Annotated in this window: 14 protein-coding genes and 1 tRNA gene; 1 reads left to right on the forward strand and 14 read right to left on the reverse strand. The window is 67.5% G+C overall.

Annotated elements, in window-relative coordinates:
• The 10 genes from GXW71_RS32880 to GXW71_RS32925 form a co-directional block, all read right to left on the reverse strand.
• Window positions 1–100 (reverse strand): GTP-binding protein (locus tag GXW71_RS32880; RefSeq protein ID WP_139372854.1); only part of this gene is annotated, 100 nt, incomplete at its 3' end.
• 29 nt (window positions 101–129) lie between these two features.
• Window positions 130–606 carry a 30S ribosomal protein S7 gene (rpsG, locus tag GXW71_RS32885; RefSeq protein WP_211858002.1) on the reverse strand — a complete coding sequence of 159 codons (477 nt, stop codon included), beginning with the start codon at window positions 604–606 and terminating at the stop codon, window positions 130–132.
• An 11-nt stretch (window positions 607–617) separates the two neighbouring features.
• Window positions 618–989 (reverse strand): 30S ribosomal protein S12, encoded by a 372-nt coding sequence (gene rpsL, locus GXW71_RS32890; RefSeq protein ID WP_211858004.1) that lies wholly within the window; start codon window positions 987–989, stop codon window positions 618–620.
• Between the two features lie 357 nt (window positions 990–1,346).
• A complete protein-coding gene (gene rpoC, locus GXW71_RS32895; protein WP_211858006.1) occupies window positions 1,347–5,510 on the reverse strand; it encodes a DNA-directed RNA polymerase subunit beta' in 4,164 nt (1,387 codons plus the stop codon).
• 91 nt (window positions 5,511–5,601) lie between these two features.
• Window positions 5,602–9,777, reverse strand: a complete 4,176-nt coding sequence (gene rpoB, locus GXW71_RS32900) for a DNA-directed RNA polymerase subunit beta (RefSeq protein WP_211858008.1) — start codon at window positions 9,775–9,777, stop codon at window positions 5,602–5,604.
• Between the two features lie 208 nt (window positions 9,778–9,985).
• Complete coding sequence (gene rplL / locus GXW71_RS32905; protein ID WP_211858010.1) at window positions 9,986–10,369, reverse strand: 50S ribosomal protein L7/L12; 384 nt, start codon at window positions 10,367–10,369, stop codon at window positions 9,986–9,988.
• A gap of 97 nt (window positions 10,370–10,466) precedes the next feature.
• Entirely contained in the window at window positions 10,467–10,991 is a 525-nt protein-coding gene (gene rplJ / locus GXW71_RS32910; protein ID WP_211858012.1) for a 50S ribosomal protein L10, read from the reverse strand.
• A 379-nt stretch (window positions 10,992–11,370) separates the two neighbouring features.
• Entirely contained in the window at window positions 11,371–12,072 is a 702-nt protein-coding gene (rplA, locus tag GXW71_RS32915) for a 50S ribosomal protein L1 (protein WP_211858014.1), read from the reverse strand.
• Between the two features lie 4 nt (window positions 12,073–12,076).
• Window positions 12,077–12,511 (reverse strand): 50S ribosomal protein L11, encoded by a 435-nt coding sequence (gene rplK / locus GXW71_RS32920; RefSeq protein ID WP_211858016.1) that lies wholly within the window; start codon window positions 12,509–12,511, stop codon window positions 12,077–12,079.
• Window positions 12,512–12,679: 168 nt separating this feature from the next.
• Complete coding sequence (locus tag GXW71_RS32925; protein WP_211858018.1) at window positions 12,680–13,291, reverse strand: cysteine hydrolase family protein; 612 nt, start codon at window positions 13,289–13,291, stop codon at window positions 12,680–12,682.
• 180 nt (window positions 13,292–13,471) lie between these two features.
• Here GXW71_RS32925 and GXW71_RS32930 point away from each other — a divergent pair, with 180 nt between their 5' ends.
• Entirely contained in the window at window positions 13,472–14,338 is an 867-nt protein-coding gene (locus GXW71_RS32930) for a protein-methionine-sulfoxide reductase heme-binding subunit MsrQ (protein ID WP_246527112.1), read from the forward strand.
• 178 nt (window positions 14,339–14,516) lie between these two features.
• Here the strand turns inward: GXW71_RS32930 and nusG are convergent, their stop codons facing one another.
• The 4 genes from nusG to GXW71_RS32950 form a co-directional block, all read right to left on the reverse strand.
• Window positions 14,517–15,053 (reverse strand): transcription termination/antitermination protein NusG, encoded by a 537-nt coding sequence (gene nusG / locus GXW71_RS32935; RefSeq protein ID WP_211858022.1) that lies wholly within the window; start codon window positions 15,051–15,053, stop codon window positions 14,517–14,519.
• Window positions 15,054–15,068: 15 nt separating this feature from the next.
• Window positions 15,069–15,263: a preprotein translocase subunit SecE gene (secE, locus tag GXW71_RS32940; RefSeq protein WP_211858024.1), complete on the reverse strand. Its 195-nt coding sequence runs from the start codon at window positions 15,261–15,263 to the stop codon at window positions 15,069–15,071.
• Window positions 15,264–15,346: 83 nt separating this feature from the next.
• A tRNA-Trp gene (locus GXW71_RS32945) sits at window positions 15,347–15,423 on the reverse strand.
• Window positions 15,424–15,881: 458 nt separating this feature from the next.
• The coding region (locus GXW71_RS32950) for an EF-Tu C-terminal domain-related protein (protein WP_456316002.1) at window positions 15,882–16,084 on the reverse strand (203 nt) is incomplete at its 5' end.

The raw sequence follows: 16,084 nt of genomic DNA on the forward strand, positions 1-16,084 counted from the left end.
TCGTAATCGCCGCCGTCAGCGACGTCTTGCCGTGATCCACATGCCCGATCGTGCCGATGTTGCAGTGCGGCTTGTTCCGCTCGAACTTCGCCTTCGCCATGGTTCAGGTCCTCGAAATCGGGTCGTTGGTTACCAGCGGTAATGGCTGAAGGCCTTGTTCGCCTCCGCCATCTTGTGGGTATCTTCGCGCTTCTTGACGGCGGTGCCGCGGTTGTTCGCCGCGTCCATCAGCTCCGCCGAGAGGCGCTCTTCCATCGTGTGCTCGCCACGCTTGCGCGCGGCCTCAATGAGCCAGCGGATGGCGAGGGCCTGGCGGCGCTCAGGCCGCACTTCGACGGGCACCTGGTAGGTGGCGCCACCGACCCGGCGGCTGCGCACCTCGACCGCCGGCTTCACATTGTCCATCGCCTCGTGGAACAGCCGCAGCGGGTCGCCGTTCGGGCCGGCCTTCCGCTTCAGCGTATCCATCGCAGCATAGACGATGCCCTCGGCGGCGCTCTTCTTGCCGTCATACATCAGCACGTTCATGAAACGGCTGAGGACGAGATCGCCGAACTTCGGATCCGGCAGGACTTCGCGCTTCTCGGCGCTGTGACGACGCGACATCGCTCAGTTCCTCACTTCGGCCGCTTCGCGCCGTACAGCGAACGGCGCTTGCGGCGCTTCGGCAGGCCCTGGGTGTCGAGCACGCCACGCAGGATGTGGTAGCGGACGCCCGGAAGATCCTTCACGCGGCCACCCCGGATCAGGACCACCGAGTGCTCCTGCAGGTTGTGGCCCTCGCCGGGGATGTAGCTCACCACTTCGTGGCCATTGGTCAGGCGCACCTTCGCGACCTTGCGGAGCGCCGAGTTCGGCTTCTTCGGCGTGGTCGTGTAGACGCGCGTGCAGACGCCGCGCTTCTGCGGGCTGCCGGCAAGCGCCGGAACCTTGTTCCGCTTCGCGTTCGGCTCGCGCCCCTGGGCGATGAGCTGGTTGATCGTCGGCATGACGCCCCTTCGTACCAATCCGAACGACCCCAGCGCCACGCCCGCAAGACGCGATCAAGCCCGCTGCAGGCGTGCTTTCGCACCCCCTCGCGGGCCCCGTCCTGCACCCGGCCTCAGCCAACCCGCATCGGGGAAGGCGGCACCGGACACGCAGCGCAGTGGTCCAAAACAGCCTGGTGGCGATGCCGCCGAAGCGACATGCCGTGCCAAGAGGGCGGCTTCTACGTCCCGCCCCCCGGTGAGTCAAGCGCGCGCTGCACGGAGACGCGTGATTTCATGAATACGGTGTCGCAGCAAAGAAAAAGGCCGGCGTCCCGAAGGACGCCGGCCTGGGTCGACTCGGAGCTGGAGCCCCGGTTACTCAGCCGCCGGCAGCGCCGGCTGGGAGGCCGGCAGGCGGCCCTTGTCGCGCTGGGCAGCGATCGCCCGCAGGCGGTTCATCACCGACCCCGTGCCCGCCGGGATCAGGCGCCCGACGATCACGTTCTCCTTCAGGCCACCCAGCACGTCGACCTTGCCGGCGGTCGCCGCCTCGGTCAGCACGCGCGTCGTCTCCTGGAAGGAGGCGGCGGAGATGAAGGAGGTGGTCTGCAGCGAAGCCTTGGTGATGCCCTGCAGCACCGGCTCGGCCACTGCCGGCCGTTCCTTCGCCAGCAGGCGCTTCTCGTTCTCGACCTCGAACTCGATGCGGTCCACCTGTTCGCCGATCAGGTAGGTGGTGTCGCCGGGATCGAGGACCTCCACCTTCTGCAGCATCTGGCGGACGATCACCTCGATGTGCTTGTCGTTGATCTTCACGCCCTGCAGCCGATAGACCTCCTGGATCTGCTCCACGAGGTAATCGGCCAGCTTCTCGACGCCCAGCACCCGCAGGATGTCGTGCGGCACGCGGGGACCATCGACCAGCGGGTCGCCCTTCTTGACGTAGTCGCCTTCCTGCACCGAGACGTGCTTACCCTTCGGCACCAGGTATTCGCGCGGCACCGGCGGCTCGTCGCCAATCTGTTCCGGCACCACCAGGATGCGGCGCTTCGCCTTGTAGTCCTTGCCGAACTCCACGCGGCCATCGACATCCGCGATGATCGCATGGTCCTTCGGACGCCGGGCCTCGAACAGCTCCGCGACGCGCGGCAGACCGCCGGTGATGTCGCGGGTCTTCGAGGATTCGCGCGGCATGCGGGCGATGACGTCGCCGGCATGGACCGAGGCGCCATTGTCCACACCGACGATGGTGCCGGGCGTGAGGAAGTAGATGGCGTCGCCGCCACCCTCACGCTTGGCCACATTGCCCTTCGCGTCGCGCAGGATCAGGCGCGGGCGCAGATCGGCCTGCTTGCCGCTCGACTTGTACTCGACCACCTCCTTGTAGGAGAGGCCGGTCACGTCGTCGGTACGCTCCATCTGCGTCACGCCGTCGATCAGGTCGCCCTGCTCGATGGTGCCGCCGATTTCGGTGATGATCGGCAGGGTGAAGGGATCCCATTCGGCCAGCTTCTGGCCGCGGGCGACCTCGGCCCCATCAACCACCAGCAGCTTCGCGCCGTACGGCACGCGGAAACGCACGCGCTCCCGCCCATTGGGATCGAGCAACGCCACTTCGCAGTTGCGCGACATGACGATCGTCGCACCCTGGCTGTTGGTGACGACGACGCGGTTGGTGAAGCGCGCCGTCGCGTCCGTGGTCGCCTCCACCGCCGATTGCTCCGCGCCACGCTGCGCGGCACCGCCGATGTGGAAGGTGCGCATGGTGAGCTGCGTACCCGGCTCGCCGATCGACTGCGCGGCGATGACACCCACCGCCTCGCCGACATTGACGGGCGTGCCGCGGGCAAGGTCGCGCCCGTAGCAATGGGCGCAGACGCCGACACGCGCGTCGCAGGTCAGCACGGAGCGGATCTTCATCTGCTCCACGCCAGCCTTCTCGATGCGCTCGGCGTCCGGTTCCTCGATCAGCGTGTTGCGGGCGAGCAGCAGCGCGCCGGTCGCGGGATCCAGCACATCCTCCTGCGACGTGCGGCCGAGGATGCGCTCGCTGAGGGAGGAGACCACTTCGCCGCCATCCATCGCCGCACGCACGGTCAGGCCGCGCTCGGTGCCGCAATCGAGGTCGACGATGATGCAGTCCTGCGCCACGTCCACGAGACGCCGCGTCAGGTAACCCGAGTTCGCCGTCTTCAGCGCGGTGTCGGCCAGGCCCTTGCGGGCGCCGTGGGTGGAGTTGAAGTACTCCAGCACCGTCAGGCCTTCCTTGAAGTTCGAGATGATCGGCTGCTCGATGATCTCGCCCGAGGGCTTGGCCATCAGGCCGCGCATGCCGGCGAGCTGGCGCATCTGCGCCGGCGAGCCGCGCGCGCCGGAATGCGACATCATCCAGACGCTGTTGGTCTGGCGGCCGATCTCCTGGCGCGAGATCTCCCGCATCATGGCCTGCGCCACTTCCTCGGTGCAGCGCGACCAGGCGTCAACCACCTTGTTGTAGCGCTCGCCCGCGGTGATGAGGCCGTCGAGATACTGCTGCTCGAACTCCTTCACCTCGGCCTTGGTCTTGGTGATGAAGCCCTGCTTCTCGGCCGGGATCATCATGTCGTCCTTGCCGAAGGAGATGCCGGCCTTGGCGGCCTGGCGGAAGCCGAGCCCCATCAGCCGGTCGGCGAAGATCACGCTCTCCTTCTGGCCGCAGTGGCGGTAGACCGCGTCGATCACGTCAGAGATGTTCTTCTTCGTGAGCTGGCGGTTCACCAGGCTGTAGGGCACCGCCGGGTGCAACGGCAGCAGCGCGCCCATCATCGCACGACCCGGCGTGGTCACGACGCGGATGGTCACCGGCTGGCCTTCCGCGTCCACCGTGTTCAGACGGTAGCGGATCTTGGTGTGCACGGTGATCGCGCCGGCGGCCATCGCCTGCTCGACCTCGCCCATATGGGCGAAGGCGGGCGCCTTTTGCTCCTCGGCGACCTTGTACTCCGGCGTCTCCAGCGAGAGGTAGTACAGGCCGAGCACGATGTCCTGCGAGGGCACGATGATCGGCTTGCCGTTCGCCGGGCTGAGGATGTTGTTGGTCGACATCATCAGCACGCGCGCCTCGAGCTGGGCCTCAAGGCTCAGCGGCACGTGCACGGCCATCTGGTCGCCGTCGAAATCCGCATTGAAGGCGGTGCAAACCAGCGGATGGAGCTGGATCGCCTTGCCTTCCACCAGCACCGGCTCGAAGGCCTGGATGCCGAGGCGGTGCAGCGTCGGCGCCCGGTTCAGCATCACCGGGTGCTCGCGGATCACCTCCTCCAGGATGTCCCACACCTCGGGACGCTCCTTCTCCACCATCCGCTTCGCGGCCTTGATGGTGGTGGCGTGGCCGTACTTCTCGAGCTTCGAGTAGATGAAGGGCTTGAACAGCTCGAGCGCCATCTTCTTCGGCAGCCCGCACTGGTGCAGCTTCATCTCCGGGCCGACGACGATGACCGAACGACCGGAATAGTCGACGCGCTTGCCGAGCAGGTTCTGGCGGAACCGGCCCTGCTTGCCCTTCAGCATGTCCGACAGCGACTTCAGCGGGCGCTTGTTGGCGCCCGTGATCGCGCGGCCGCGGCGGCCGTTGTCGAACAGCGCGTCCACCGATTCCTGCAGCATGCGCTTCTCGTTGCGCACGATGATATCAGGCGCGCGCAACTCGATCAGCCGCTTCAGGCGGTTGTTGCGGTTGATGACGCGGCGATAGAGGTCGTTCAGGTCCGAAGTCGCGAAGCGACCGCCATCGAGCGGCACCAGCGGGCGCAGCTCGGGCGGGATGACCGGGACCACGTCCAGGATCATCCATTCCGGCTTGGCGCCACCTTCGGCGAAGGCCTCGATCATCTTGAGGCGCTTCACGAGCTTCTTGCGCTTCGCCTCCGACGTCGTCTCCTTCAGGTCGGCGCGGAGCCGCACGGCTTCCTTCTGGCACTCGATGCCGGACAGCATCTGCTTCACGGCCTCGGCGCCGATGCCGACGTTGAAGGCGTCCTCACCGAACTCGTCGAGCTTCGCCTGATACTGGTCCTCGGTCAGGAGCTGATGGAGCTTCAGGTCGGTCAGACCCGGCTCCAGCACCACATAGCTCTCGAAATAGAGGACCTTCTCCAGCTCCTTCAGCGACATGTCGACCATCAGGCCGACGCGCGAGGGCAGCGACTTCATGAACCAGATATGCGCGACCGGCGAAGCGAGCTCGATATGGCCCATCCGCTCGCGGCGCACCTTGGCCAGCGTCACCTCGACGCCACACTTCTCGCAGATGATGCCGCGGAACTTCATCCGCTTGTACTTGCCGCACAGGCACTCGTAGTCCTTGATCGGGCCGAAGATCCGGGCGCAGAACAGCCCATCCCGCTCCGGCTTGAAGGTGCGGTAGTTGATGGTCTCAGGCTTCTTGATCTCGCCATAGGACCAGGAGCGGATCTGCTCCGGCGATGCGATCGAGATCTTGATCTGGTCGAAGGTCATCGCCTGGCCGGTCTGGCCGAGGATCTTCATCAGTTCATTCATGCCGTCCACTCCGTCCGGCGCGCCCCGCGAGGGGCGGCGAATGCGGGAACCCGCGCCGCAGGGCGGCGACGCGGGGTGATCTCCAGGATGGTCAGGGCTGGCGGCTTTCCAGGTCCACGTTCAGGCCGAGCGACTTCAGCTCCTTCACCAGCACGTTGAAGGATTCCGGAATGCCGGCCTCGAAATTGTCCTGATCGCGCACGATCGCCTCATAGACCTTGGTGCGGCCGGAGACGTCGTCCGACTTCACGGTCAGCATCTCCTGCAGGGTATAGGCAGCGCCATAGGCTTCCAGCGCCCAGACCTCCATCTCACCGAAGCGCTGGCCGCCGAACTGCGCCTTGCCGCCCAGCGGCTGCTGGGTGACGAGCGAGTAGGGGCCGATCGAGCGGGCGTGGATCTTGTCGTCCACCAGGTGGTGCAGCTTCAGCATGTAGATGTAGCCGACCGTCACCTTGCGCTCGAAGGGCTCACCCGAGCGGCCATCGACCAGGACCACCTGGCCGGAGCTGTCGAGGCCGGCACGCTCCAGCATGCCCTCGATGTCCGACATGCGGGCGCCGTCGAAGACCGGCGTCGCGATCGGGATGCCCTTGCGCAGGTTCTCGGAGAGCTCGATGAGCTGATCCTCGCTCATCGGCGCGATCTCCCGCTGGAAGACCTCCTCGCCATAAACGTCGCGGAGCTTCGCCAGCAACTCGTCGCGCATGCGGCCGCCGCGGCGATACTCCTCGACCAGCTCGCCCACCTGCTTGCCGAGATTGGCGCAGGCCCAGCCGAGATGGGTCTCGAGGATCTGCCCGACATTCATGCGCGACGGCACGCCCAGCGGGTTCAGCACCAGGTCGACGCTGGTGCCGTCCTCCAGGAAGGGCATATCCTCGATCGGGACGACGCGGGAGACGACGCCTTTGTTGCCGTGGCGGCCGGCCATCTTGTCGCCGGGCTGCAGCTTGCGCTTCACCGCGACGAAGACCTTGACCATCTTCATCACGCCGGGCGGCAGCTCATCGCCGCGCTGCAGCTTCTCCACCTTGCTCTCGAAGCGCTTCTGCAGCTTCTCGACCGCGGCGTCGAACTCGCGCTTCAGCGCCTCGATCTCGGTCATCGCGACCTCGTCGGTGACGCCGATCTGGCGCCAGGTCGCCTTCGCGAACTGATCCAGCACCTCATCAGTGATCGGCGTGCCGGACTTGATCGGCTTGAAGCCGCCGGAGGCCTTCTTGTTCAGCAGCCGCTCGCGCAGCCGGCTGTAGAAGCTGCGCTCCTGGATCGCCTTCTCGTCGTCGCGGTCCTTGGCCAGACGCTCGATCTCGGCGCGGTCGATCGCCATCGCGCGCTCGTCCTTGTCGACGCCGCGGCGGGAGAAGACGCGGACATCGACGATGGTGCCGGTCACGCCGGGCGGCAGGCGCAGCGAGGTGTCGCGCACGTCCGACGCCTTTTCACCGAAGATGGCGCGGAGCAGCTTTTCCTCCGGCGTCATCGGGCTCTCGCCCTTCGGCGTCACCTTGCCGACCAGGATGTCGCCCGGGTTCACCTCGGCGCCGACATAGACGATGCCGGCCTCGTCGAGGTTGCGCAGCGCTTCCTCACCGACGTTCGGGATGTCGCGGGTGATCTCCTCCTGGCCGAGCTTGGTGTCGCGCGCCATGACCTCGAACTCCTCGATGTGGATCGAGGTGAAGACGTCGTCGCGCGCGATACGCTCGCTGATCAGGATGCTGTCTTCGAAGTTGTAGCCGTTCCAGGGCATGAAGGCGCAGAGCGCATTACGGCCGAGCGCCAGCTCCCCGAGCTCGGTGCTCGGGCCGTCGGCGATGATGTCGCCGGAGACGACGCGGTCGCCCACCTTCACCAGCGGGCGCTGGTTGATGCAGGTGCTCTGGTTGCTGCGCTGGAACTTGCGCAGGCGGTAGATGTCGACGCCGCGGGTCGCCCCATCCTCACCGGTCGCGCGCACCACGATGCGGGCGCCGTCGATGCTGTCGATCACGCCGTCGCGGCGGGCCACGATCGTCGCACCGCTGTCGCGCGCGACCGCGGCTTCCATGCCCGTGCCGACCAGCGGCGCATCGGACTTCACCAGCGGCACCGCCTGGCGCTGCATGTTGGAGCCCATCAGCGCGCGGTTGGCGTCGTCGTTCTCCAGGAACGGGATCAGCGCCGCGGCGACCGAGACGAGCTGCTTCGGCGAGACGTCGATCGCGGTGACTTCCTCCGGCTTCACCAGCCGGAAGTCGCCACCCTGGCGCACCGAGACGAGTTCCGACAGGAACTGTCCGGTCACGGCGTCCACCTCGGCGTCGGCCTGGGCGACGACGAGACGCTCCTCCTCCATCGCGGAGAGGTAGCGCGGATCGCCGACGATCTTGCCGTCCTTCACCAGGCGATAGGGCGTCTCGATGAAGCCGTACTTGTTCACCTTGGCAAAGGTGGCGAGCGAGTTGATCAGGCCGATGTTCGGGCCTTCCGGCGTCTCGATCGGGCAGATGCGACCGTAATGGGTCGGGTGCACGTCGCGCACCTCGAAGCCGGCGCGCTCGCGCGTCAGGCCACCCGGGCCAAGCGCCGAGAGGCGGCGCTTGTGCGTCACCTCGGAGAGCGGGTTGGTCTGGTCCATGAACTGGCTGAGCTGGCTCGAGCCGAAGAACTCGCGCACCGCCGCCGCCGCCGGCTTCGCATTGATCAGGTCATGCGGCATGACGGTGTCGATATCGACCGACCCCATGCGCTCCTTGATCGCGCGCTCCATGCGCAGCAGGCCGACGCGGTACTGGTTCTCCATGAGCTCGCCGACCGAGCGTACCCGGCGGTTGCCGAGATTGTCGATGTCGTCGATCTGGCCGCGCCCATCCTTCAGGTCCACCAGGACCTTCACGGTGGCGACGATGTCCTGCTTGCGGAGCGTGCGCACCGTGTCCGGCACCTCCTCGAGCGGGAAGCCGAGGCGCATGTTCATCTTCACGCGGCCGACCGAGGAAAGGTCGTAGCGCTCGTTGTCGAAGAACAACCCGCGGAACAGGGTCTCCGCGGTGTCCGGCGTCGGCGGCTCGCCCGGGCGCATGACCCGGTAGATGTCCATCAGCGCTTCGTCGCGGTTGGAGTTCTTGTCCACCGCGAGGGTGTTGCGGATCCAGGGGCCGACCGACTGGTCGATGGCGAGCGTCGGCAGGCTGTCGATGCCGGCATCCTCGAGCTGGGTCAGCTTGTTCTCACCCAGTTCCTCGCCGGCCTCGGCCCAGATCTCACCGGTCGCGGGATCGACCAGGTCTTCGGCGACGTAACGGCCGAGGAGGTCGGCGCGGCCGACCAGCACTTCGGTCGTGCCTGCCTCGGCGATCTTGCGCGCGGCGCGCGGGGTCAGCTTCGCGTCCTTCTCGGCGACGACCTGGCCGGTCTTCGCATCGACCAGCGGCTCCGCCAGCTTCACGCCACGGAAGGCATCGGGGTCGAAGGGGCGCGACCAGCCCTTGGGGCCCCGGGTGAAGGGCACCTGGCCGTAGAAGTGGGAGAGGATCTCCTCGGCGTCCATGCCGCGGATCTGGCCCGGCTCGATGGTCTCGCCGGCGGCGCGGCGGGCCTCGGTATGGGCGGATTCCAGGGCGTAGAGCAGCGTGGTCGCCGGCAGCTTGCGCTTCCGGTCGACGCGGACATAGCAGATGTCCTTGGCGTCGAACTCGAAGTCGAGCCAGGAGCCGCGATAGGGGATCACACGCGCGGCAAACAGATACTTGCCGCTGCTGTGCGTCTTGCCCTTGTCGTGATCGAAGAAGACGCCGGGCGAACGGTGCATCTGGGAGACGATGACGCGCTCGGTGCCGTTGATGATGAAGGTGCCGTTGTCCGTCATGAGCGGCATGTCGCCCATGTAGACGTCCTGCTCCTTGATGTCGCGGACGGAACGGCTGCCCGTGTCCTCATCCACGTCCCAGACGATCAGGCGAAGGCGCACCTTGAGCGGCGCGGCGAAGGTCAGGCCGCGCTGGATGCATTCCTCGACGTCATACTTGGGCTCTTCGAGCTCGTACTGGACGAACTCCAACCGGCCGCGGCCGGCGAAATCATCGATCGGGAAGACGGACTTGAAGACTTCCTGCAGGCCGGTCTGCGTGCGCGCGTCCGGAATCGTCTCCATCTGCAGGAAGGCCTCGTAGGAGGCGCGCTGCACGTCGATCAGGTTCGGCATCGGCGCCACTTCGGGCAGCCGGCCGAAGCTCTTGCGAATGCGCTTCTGCCCGGTGAACGACTTCGTGATAGCGTTCATGCCTGTCCCACTTCCTTCTCGCCCCGGCCCGAGCATCCCCGGCCGGCGGGAACCCGCTGGCGCCCTGGAACCGGCGATCGACGGATCACCTTGGCCCCGAAGACGCGGATTCGGACGGGACTCCCGAAGGAATCCCGCCCGATCCTGCTTACCAATACGGTCCGGCCCGGCAGCGGATGCCCGGACCGGACGCGATGCGGAAGGTCGCTTACTTCACTTCGACCTTGGCGCCGTTGTCCTCGAGGACCTTCTTGATCTTCGCGGCTTCGTCCTTCGACACGCCTTCCTTCACAGGCTTCGGCGCGCCCTCGACCAGATCCTTGGCCTCCTTCAGGCCGAGACCGGTGATGGTGCGGACTTCCTTGATGATGTTGATCTTCTTGTCGCCGGCGTCCGTGAGGATGACGGTGAACTCCGTCTGCTCCTCGGCCGCCGGGGCGGCCGCGCCAGCGCCAGCGGCCGGCGCCGCCGCAACCGCGACCGGAGCCGCGGCGGAGACGCCCCACTTCTCTTCCAGCAGTTTGGAGAGCTCGGCAGCCTCCAGAACGGTCAGGCTGGACAGCTCGTCCACAAGCTTCGCGAGATCGGTCATGTTCGATTGCTCCGTGATCTAATGGTTTGGCTTGGTATTTGCAACACCCCGGCCCGGGGATTCCGGGCAGGGCGGGTTCTGGTCCGTCCAGGCAGCCTCAAGCCGCCTGGGCCTCGTCCTTCTTGGCGTAAGCCGCCAACACACGTGCCACCTGGCCGCCCGGGGCCTGGAGGATGCCTGCAATGCGCGTTGCGGGGGTCTGGATGAGACCCACCAACTGCGCCCGCAGCGTCTCCAGGGACGGCAACTCGGCCAACGCCTTGACGCCAGCGACGTCGAGGGTCTGATTGCCGATTGCGCCGCCGAGCACGACGAACTTGTCGTTGGCCTTGGCGAACTCCAGCGCCGTCTTCGCCACCGCCACCGGATCCTTCGACCACGCGAGCGCGGTCGGGCCCTTCAGCAGGGGCGAGATGCCCTGGAAACGGGTGCCGGCGAGGGCGAGAGTGGCCAGCCGGTTCTTCGCGACCTTGTAGGTCGCCCCAGCCGCCCGCATGCGACGCCGGAGCTCGCTCACATCCGCGACCGTCAGACCCTTGTTCTGGGCGACGAGCACGAAGGAGGTCTCGGCGAACACGCCGGCGAGAGAGGCGACGAAGTCGCGCTTTTCGGTGCGTTCCACGCATCGTCTCCGCAGGTGGCCGGAGCCTTGTGGAGGGGTCCCGGCCGGTTCACACGAGGGGTGGGCCTTTGTCTGGGTCGCGTGATTCAGACTTTTCGGCGTTGCCGCCTCAAGTCATCACGCTCCAGCGCGACACACCCCGGTTCGCCTGTCCGAGAGGGAACACCAAGCCAAACCGATCGGGGCACGGGGCCCAGCCGGGAATGGTCATCGGCACCCCGTCTATCCCCTGCACGGGCAAGCCCGGATCAAGGCCCCGAAGAGCCACAGGAGGTCTCTGACAGGTTTCGGGGAAGGCTTTCGGCCCTCCCCTGCCCATCCGGCGGCCAGGCCGCCGGACGTATCTGGTCCCCCGACCCGAGAGGGCCGGGATCGAAAATCAGGCGGTCGCCGCCAAGGTGGTCACGTCCACGCGGACGCCCGGGCCCATCGAGGAGGACACCGCCACCTTCTTCACATAGGTGCCCTTGGCACCGGTCGGGCGGGCCTTCTGGATCGCGTCCACGAAGGCGCGGGCGTTCTCCAGCAGCTTGTCCTCGCCGAAGCTCGCCTTGCCGATGCCGGCATGGATGATGCCGGCCTTCTCGGCGCGGAACTCCACCTGGCCGGCCTTGGCGGCGGTGACCGCGCCCTTCACGTCCATGGTCACGGTGCCAAGCTTCGGGTTCGGCATCAGGCCGCGGGGCCCGAGGATCTTACCCAGGCGGCCGACGAGCGCCATCATGTCCGGGGTCGCGATGCAGCGGTCGAACTCGATCTTGCCTTCCTGCACCAGGGCGGCGAGGTCGTCGGCGCCCACCACGTCGGCGCCGGCGGCCTTGGCCTCATCGGCCTTCGGACCGCGGGCGAAGACGCCGATGCGGACGGTCTTGCCGGTGCCGTTCGGCAGGCCGACCACGCCGCGGACCATCTGGTCGGCATGGCGCGGGTCGATGCCAAGGTTCATCGAGATCTCGATCGTCTCGTCGAACTTGGCCTTGGCATTGGTCTTGGCGAGGCGGATCGCCTCCGCCAGAGCATAGGTCTTCTCGCGGTCGAAACCGGCGTAGACGGCCTTCAGGCGCTTGCCCTGCTTCGGCATCGGATCAGCCCTCCACCACCGAGAGGCCCATGGAGCGCGCGGACCCCGCGAGCATCCGGACCGCGGCCTCGACATCGTTCGCGTTCATGTCCTTCATCTTGGTCTCCGCGATCTCGCGGAGCTGCGACTTGGTGACGCGACCGACATTGGCGCCCTTGCCCGGCGTCGTGCTGCCCTTGTCGAGCTTGGCGGCCCTGAGCAGGAAATGGGTATTCGGCGGGGTCTTGGTGATGAAGGAGAAGGTGCGGTCCGAATAGGCGGTGATGACGACCGGCGTCGGGGTGCCGGGCTCCATCTGCTGCGTGGCCGCGTTGAATTCCTTCACGAACTGCATGATGTTCAGGCCGCGCTGACCGAGCGCGGGGCCGACCGGCGGCGACGGGTTCGCCTTGCCGGCGGGGATCTGCAGCTTGATGTAGCCGACGATCTTCTTCGCCATGGATGAAGTCCTCTGTTGCGACAGAGGCCCGCGGTGCATGCGGCCCCGTGATCTGGGCCTCCCGCGTTCCCCGAAACGCCGCAAGGCCCGGGCAGAGCCCAGGCCGGTGCGACGGAGGCGGGCCTATAGGGCCAGCCGACCGTGCCGTAAAGGGGGATTCGGCGGCACTCAGGCGATTCCGTTGCGCCAGGCCGCCACATCCGGATACACCGTCGCGAAACGATCGGCCAGGGCGGCGAGGTTGGCGCGGTGCAGCGCCGCAGCCGGCAGCGCCGGGCCGCCGAGCGGATCGGGCAGGTCGCGGGTGGCGCAGGCGGCGGCGATGATCGCCACTTTCAGCCCGAGGTCGAGTGCCGCCCGGGCGGTCGAGGAGATGCACATATGGGTCATGGCGCCGGCGAGCAGGATCTCCTTGCGGCCGAGCGCCTCCAGCCGTGCCGCGAGGCCGGTGCCGGCGAAGGCGTTGGGCAGCGCCTTCTCCTCCACCGCCTCCCCGGGCAGCGGCGCGACCGGCGGCAGCAGCGCGAAATGCGGGCCCGCCGGGTCGAAGGCGCCGCCGGCGCGGCCGCGGTGCTGGATATGGATCACCGGCATGCCGGTCTCCCGCGCGGTCGCCAGCAGGGCGGCGGCCTCGGCGGTGGCGGCGTCGATCCCTGGCAGCTTCAGGGCGCCGTCGCGGTATTCGCCCTGCAGGTCGACGAGCACCAGGACGGCCTCGGCCGGATGGGCGCGGACCGGCGGGGCGCCAGCGAGGGACAGGAGGGTGCGGGGTTCGGGCATGGCGGCTCAGTTTCCGGCGGTTTCCGGGTGCCAGGATAGGAGGAGAAGGGCGCATCGCACCAATGCCTGGCACGCGGGTCCCGGCACGCGCAGGGCACAGATGCGGCCGGCCCTTGTTTCGGTGCGAAACGGTCGCTTGCGGCCGGCGCCCGGCACCGCCATTCCTGATGCATGACCGCGATGCTCGCTGCCATCACCCCCTGGAAGGACCGTGCCGGCGCCTTTTCGTCACTGCGCCTGATCGTGTTCCTGGCCCTGTTGGTGCCGGCCGGATCCCTGCTGTTCGACGCCCTGACCGGCGCCAACCAGCCGGAGCCGCTGCGCGGCGCCATGCATGACAGCGGCACCGATGCGATCCGGATCCTGCTGCTGTCGCTGCTGGTGACGCCGCTGCGGCAGATGCTGCGCTGGCCGCGGCTGGCGGAGCTGCGGCGGATGGTCGGCCTCTTCGCACTGAGTTACGCGCTGCTGCACCTGCTGCTCTACATCGCCTACCAGAACTGGGGCCTGTTGCGGGCGCTGAGCGAGATCGCGCTGCGCTTCTACCTGACGATCGGGATCATCGCAGTCCTGGGGCTCACCGTGCTCGGGATCACCTCCACCGATGGCTGGGTGCACCGGATGGGAGGGCGGCGCTGGCGGCAGTTGCATCGCGCGGTCTTCGTCGTCGCGGCACTTGGCCTGCTGCACTTCATGCTGCAGGCCAAGAGCGATGTGACCGAGCCGATGCTGACGGCCGGGCTGTTCCTGTGGCTCGCCGCCTATCGCGCGGTGGCGCCGGAGGGCGGCTCACCGGGCTTCTGGCAGTTGCTGGCGATCAGCCTCGGCGCCGCGCTGGCAACCGCACTGGGCGAGGCCGGCTGGTATGCCCTGAAGACCGGGGTGAACGCCCGGCTGGTGCTGGAAGCCAATCTCGACGTGAGCTTCGGGCTGCGGCCGGCGCTCTGGGTGCTGATCGTCGGGCTCGCCCTGACGCTGGCCCGCGACCTCGCGCGCCGCATCCCCCGCCCCAACCGCCGCGCGCGGCGAGTCAGGGCCGTCGCCTAAATCTCGTTTCCGACGTGCGGCCGAAGGCCGCCACCGGTTTCAGCGGGCTGCGAGGCGTAAGCCGATGCAGACCGGGGCCGCGAATGCGGCCCCGCGCGCGACCGACCTCGGCCGCCAGTGCGCCCTGACAGCGCGGAAGCCAAGCCGGCGGATGCCGGCGCCGGCGTCTGAGGACAGACTAAAGCTTCTCCACTTGCCCGTATTCGAGCTCGACCGGGGTCGAGCGGCCGAAGATGGAGACGCTGACCTTCACGCGGCCCTTCTCCTCGTCGACTTCCTCGACCACGCCGTTGAAGCTGGTGAAGGGGCCATCGGCGACGCGGACCTGCTCGCCCACCTCGTAGACGATCGCCGGGCGCTTCGGCTTGTCGACGCCTTCCTGCACCTGCTGGAGCATGCGCTGGGCTTCGGATTCGCGGATCGGGGTCGGGCGGTTCTTCTCGCCCAGGAAGCCGGTGACCTTCGGCGTGTCCTTGACCAGGTGCCAGGCCTCGTCGGTCATCGCCATCTTCACCAGGACATAGCCCGGGAAGAACTTGCGCTCGGTGTCCACCTTCTGGCCGCGACGCACCTCGACCACCTGCTCCGCCGGCACCAGCACGTCGCCGATCTGGTCGGCCAGGCCCTTCTGGGCGGCCTGTTCCTTGATCTGCTGGGCGATCTTCTTCTCGAAGCCAGAATAGACGTGGACGACGTACCACTTCATCTCGGCCATGCTCGGCGCCCCCTCTCAGCCAATCGCGAAGATGAAACCGGAGGCAAGCTGCAAGAGCTTGTCCACGATAAGGAAGAAAATCGCGGCGAGCGCCGACATCGCCAGCACGAGGCCGGTTGTGATCAGCGTCTCCTTGCGCGTCGGCCAGGTGACCTTCGCCACCTCCTGGCGCACCTCGCGGACGAACTGCGCGGGGTCAAGCTTGGCCAAAGTGTTCTTCCTCGGTTCCAGTCATTCGGACATGCGCGGCGAGCCCGGGCACCCTCGGCCGAAGCGCAAAGGGTGGCGGGCGCTGGCAGGGGCGGAGGGTCTCGAACCCCCAACCTCCGGTTTTGGAGACCGGCGCTCTAGCCAATTGAGCTACGCCCCTAAGCGCCCGGGCGGGCCGCGCTACATAGGTTATGTCGGTTTGGCTGTCGAGGGTGTGCGGAACCGGTGGGGTCGTGCTGAGTCTTTGGTTTGACCTCAGGCGCCTGCGGCCGCATCCGCGGCCTTGGCTTGCGCGCTGTCAGGGCGCACCCGGCGCAGCGTGGAGTCGCGCGCGGGGCCGCATTTGTGGCCGTGGGGTGTGGTGCTGATTGGGGGTGAGGGTGTTGCAGCCGAAGGCTGCCACCGGAAAGGCCGGACTGCGAGGCGCCAGCCGATGCAGGCCGAGGCCGCGAAGCGGCCCGCGCGCGACCATCAGCCGCGCCGGGTGCGCCCTGACAGCGCGCAAGCCAAGGCCGCGGATGCGGCCGCCGGCGCTTGAGGCCAGAAATAAGACTCCGTCGGCGCCCTAGCCGGCGCTGACCAGCGCGTGGGCCCGGGCAAAGCCCGGGCCCTCACAGATCAAGCCGTAATCTTCGCGACGACACCGGCGCCGACGGTCCGTCCGCCTTCGCGGATGGCGAAGCGCAGGCCTTCGTCCATCGCGATCGGTGCGATCAGTTCCACGTCCATCGCGACGTTGTCGCCCGGCATCACCATCTCGACGCCTTCCGGCAGCGTCACCACGCCCGTCACGTCCGTCGTCCGGAAGTAGAACTGCGGAC

Source organism: Plastoroseomonas hellenica (assembly GCF_018129085.1).
GTDB classification, from domain to species: Bacteria; Pseudomonadota; Alphaproteobacteria; order Acetobacterales; family Acetobacteraceae; genus Plastoroseomonas; species Plastoroseomonas hellenica.